Below are 3,187 nucleotides of genomic sequence, written 5' to 3'. Positions count from 1 at the left end.
AGGCACAGTTCTCGAAGAGCCGACCGTTTTTGGGGCCGTGCGCAGCCGCCAAAGTCCCTGATACCGTGGAGGAAAACGATGCACGCAATGGTCTGTGCCACAGTGATCGCCACCAGAGCGCTGATGTGCAGTAACCCTATGCCTGAGCAGGAGGCCGTCGCGGTTCATGCTTCGCGGTTGCGCCAGCACGAGACTCAGCAGAGCGGGCCAGCCACAACTCCGCCCGTGCTCGTGCGGGAGGGCAGCAGACAGTGGGTGGCGATCATGGACGAAGCTAGGCAAGCCGAGTGGTTTGGGTTGCCGCCATCGCCGCAGTAGTTAGCCGCTGGGCTTCGAGCGGCATAGCAGGTCTCACCCAGCGCCAGAGGACCGCAACTCAACGACATATCGTTCCGGCTTTATGTCACGACCAGGGTCACTTCAGTACGGTTCGTGTTGTTCGAGCAGCGAAGCGCGCTTTGAGATTGAGGCAGTCATCGCGCTTAATCTGGGCTCGCTGTCGCGTGGCGCGTGTCGCAGGAACACGCCTGACACCGGCATCTAACTTTCCTCGCCATGACCGCAGTTCCTATCGCAAAACCGGTCAAATCTTCAGGCATGCCGACGCTGAGGCATGTCAGCAGGCTACCCAACCTCCTACTCTCGAACGCCCAAATAGACATAGCCCTGACAGCCCAAATCTTCAGGAGTCTCGGCATCGCGGCAGTTCAGGCAGACGCGCCAGATTTGCAGGCGGGCATCCCAGTACCGCAACTCGATGAACCAGTCTTGCGACAGCACGGTGTGCCAGCCGGAGTGCATCGCCTCACGCGGCAGGAGGGGCGAGGGTGAAGCGAGACAGACCTCCTCCTGCCGGGGTTCGGCGGTGGGCTCAGCCATCTGCCATTACCTCTACGGCAGGGCGAGGATCACTGCCTTGCCCGCGCCCACCAGCCGCGTCTTCACCCCCGGAATATGCACCCCCATCGTCTCTTCATGCACGGTCATGGCGTGTTCACGGCTGTCGCACAGCCAGAGCGAGGCCGCTTTGGTGGGATCATCGGTGGAGCGCATGATGTAGGCCCCCTTGAGGCCCGGCAGCGACTTCGCCGCGTTCAGGATTTTCTCTCCAATGGGCTCTGGACTAGAAGCTGGTGCGCCCTCGGCCTTCCTGACCATGCAGTAGAGGTCGTCCTGGCCGCCACTCTTTAGGGTCATATGCGCCCCCACCTCGCCGAGAAAGTTCTCCGGCGGCGGAAACTCGCTCATGTTCTCCTGCCTCCACGCTGCGGCCCTTTCCGCCAATTCTCGCGCGGCCGAGGCATCGCTGTACATCGTGCAGGCCCAGACATCCCCCTGCTCAGATTCAAAGCCGACGAAGCCCTTCCAGCCCGGATGCTTCTGCAAGATGGGGATGAGAAACTCTCTGGTCTTTCGGGCGCCCTCCTCCGCAAGATGAGCAGCCCCAGGAAAGCGTCGCATGATGATATGCATTGCTTAATCCTCCCGCCCCGACTTGGGCTGGAAGAGGCTGCTCCTGCTGCGAGTACATGGTCAATGTCAATATTCACGAGGGCAAGTAAAGGCGTCTTGGCATATTCAAGGTTCAGATTCCGTTCTTCAAAATAGGGCCGCGTCAACTGAAGATGAACAGGCGTGAGGTCCGACGCCGATTTGTATGGCTGGGGCTGGGTGACGCCATTCGCGCTATCAGGGGCCTTCAGGCCGTGGTCCGTTCCGATCGCGCCAGCACATTCCCGACCGGCGACGCCAGTATCGTCGAAGGTGGGTCGCCGCTTATTGCCGAACCCCGCGTCATCCGTGCCTGATGGTCTGGCACCGCTGGTCGTGAATTCGGATCAGAACAAGCTCATTCTTCGTATCGACTCGGGCACGTCGCGGGGACCGCACATCTAGACCAGCGGGGCCGGCGTTCGCCGAAACCGTCGCGAGGAGCAAGGCGAAGTGGAAGGTCCAGCCGCCGCATTCCACCGCCGCTGCGCAAATGCAGAAAAAGAGAGCATCCATTGCGCCCTCCACGTGTCGGGCGGTCGCACATATGACACCCACGGCAGCGCCCTGAACAACATGGCCAGCCGTCCCCCGGCCTTGGACCTCGGCTATCTGCTCATCCAGGCTTCTGCTTCTTCCCCCGCCCCACAATCGCGGCCATTGGGACAGCGATGCCGTCGCCGTCTCTGTAGCGGGCCGCAGCAGCGTCTACGCCTGCGATGATGTCAGGCATTGCTGTGGCGGACTGCGCCGTGAGTCTCGCCCCCATTCTGGCAGTTCCATTCTGTAGGGCCTGCACTAAGGAGCGCGCATCGGCGTGACGCCAAAATTTCTGAACAATTGCGACCTGAACATCCTGAAAGCCTGAATCCCGCAAAGACGAGTCGCAATCGTCAGCAGTGGTGAAGGAGTCACCCAGTGGCGGAGCCATGGTTAATGATGGATCGCCGTGCCGAGAGATGGCTTCATGTACAAGGTTCATCGCTACATTCTCGGTAGAGGGTGCCCAGATGGAAAATGCCATCCACCCGCCAGGGCAGAGAACGCGATGGCATTCCCTCAGTGCCTTCCCAGGTCGTGGCACATGATGGATTCCAAAGTTCGAAAAGACTGCATCCATGTGCCCGTCGCGGAAGGGAAGAGCTTCTGCGTCTCCGAATTCAAAGGCAACACCAGCGTGCTGGCGCCGCGCCGCGCTGAGCATTTCAAACGCGAAATCAAGCCCTGTCACACGAGCGCCCCGTCTGGCAGCAGCGCCAGCGGCAACCCCGGTACCGCAACATACATCTAGAACTTGCATTTCCGCTAAGACCTTGGAGGCGTCAAGCACGTCCTCGACGAAAAGACCGCAAGCGGATGCGAATGACTGTTCGTACTGGCTCGCGATGCGATTCCAGCTTGCCCGTTCGAACTCACGAATAGCCTCAGGATCGACGCTCATGCTGTTTTCCAGTTCCGGGTTTCGGTCAGCGAAGCGCAGCATTTACCTTCTCGAACAGCCGTATGTTCTTCTCCACGTCGTACCACTTCTCGGCCAGCGACTCTCGGTCCCACTCGCTCCGCTCCATGGCGAAGAATTCACCTTCGTTGCCCTAATTGGCTCCGTCAGGCGCGGGATGAGGTTGGTGACCGAATCAATGATGTCCCATCCCAGCGCCGTTTAGCCGCGAACATCAAGCGCCTTGGCCTCAGCCGC

At 60.3% G+C, this 3,187-nt stretch carries 3 protein-coding genes; all 3 read right to left on the bottom strand.

The window, feature by feature from the left end:
- Window positions 1-636: 636 nt before the first annotated feature.
- Window positions 637-879 carry a hypothetical protein gene (locus ACFHPP_RS30710; RefSeq protein ID WP_437167026.1) on the bottom strand — a complete coding sequence of 81 codons (243 nt, stop codon included), beginning with the start codon at window positions 877-879 and terminating at the stop codon, window positions 637-639.
- A gap of 12 nt (window positions 880-891) precedes the next feature.
- Window positions 892-1,473 (bottom strand): hypothetical protein, encoded by a 582-nt coding sequence (locus tag ACFHPP_RS30705; RefSeq protein WP_437167025.1) that lies wholly within the window; start codon window positions 1,471-1,473, stop codon window positions 892-894.
- A 634-nt stretch (window positions 1,474-2,107) separates the two neighbouring features.
- Window positions 2,108-2,974: a methyltransferase domain-containing protein gene (locus ACFHPP_RS30700; protein ID WP_437167024.1), complete on the bottom strand. Its 867-nt coding sequence runs from the start codon at window positions 2,972-2,974 to the stop codon at window positions 2,108-2,110.
- Between the last annotated feature and the right edge of the window lie 213 nt (window positions 2,975-3,187).

It is taken from the genome of Falsiroseomonas sp. E2-1-a20 (assembly GCF_051433195.1).
Taxonomy (GTDB): Bacteria; Pseudomonadota; Alphaproteobacteria; order Acetobacterales; family Acetobacteraceae; genus Falsiroseomonas.
This window is presented reverse-complemented; position numbering and strand designations above follow the sequence as displayed.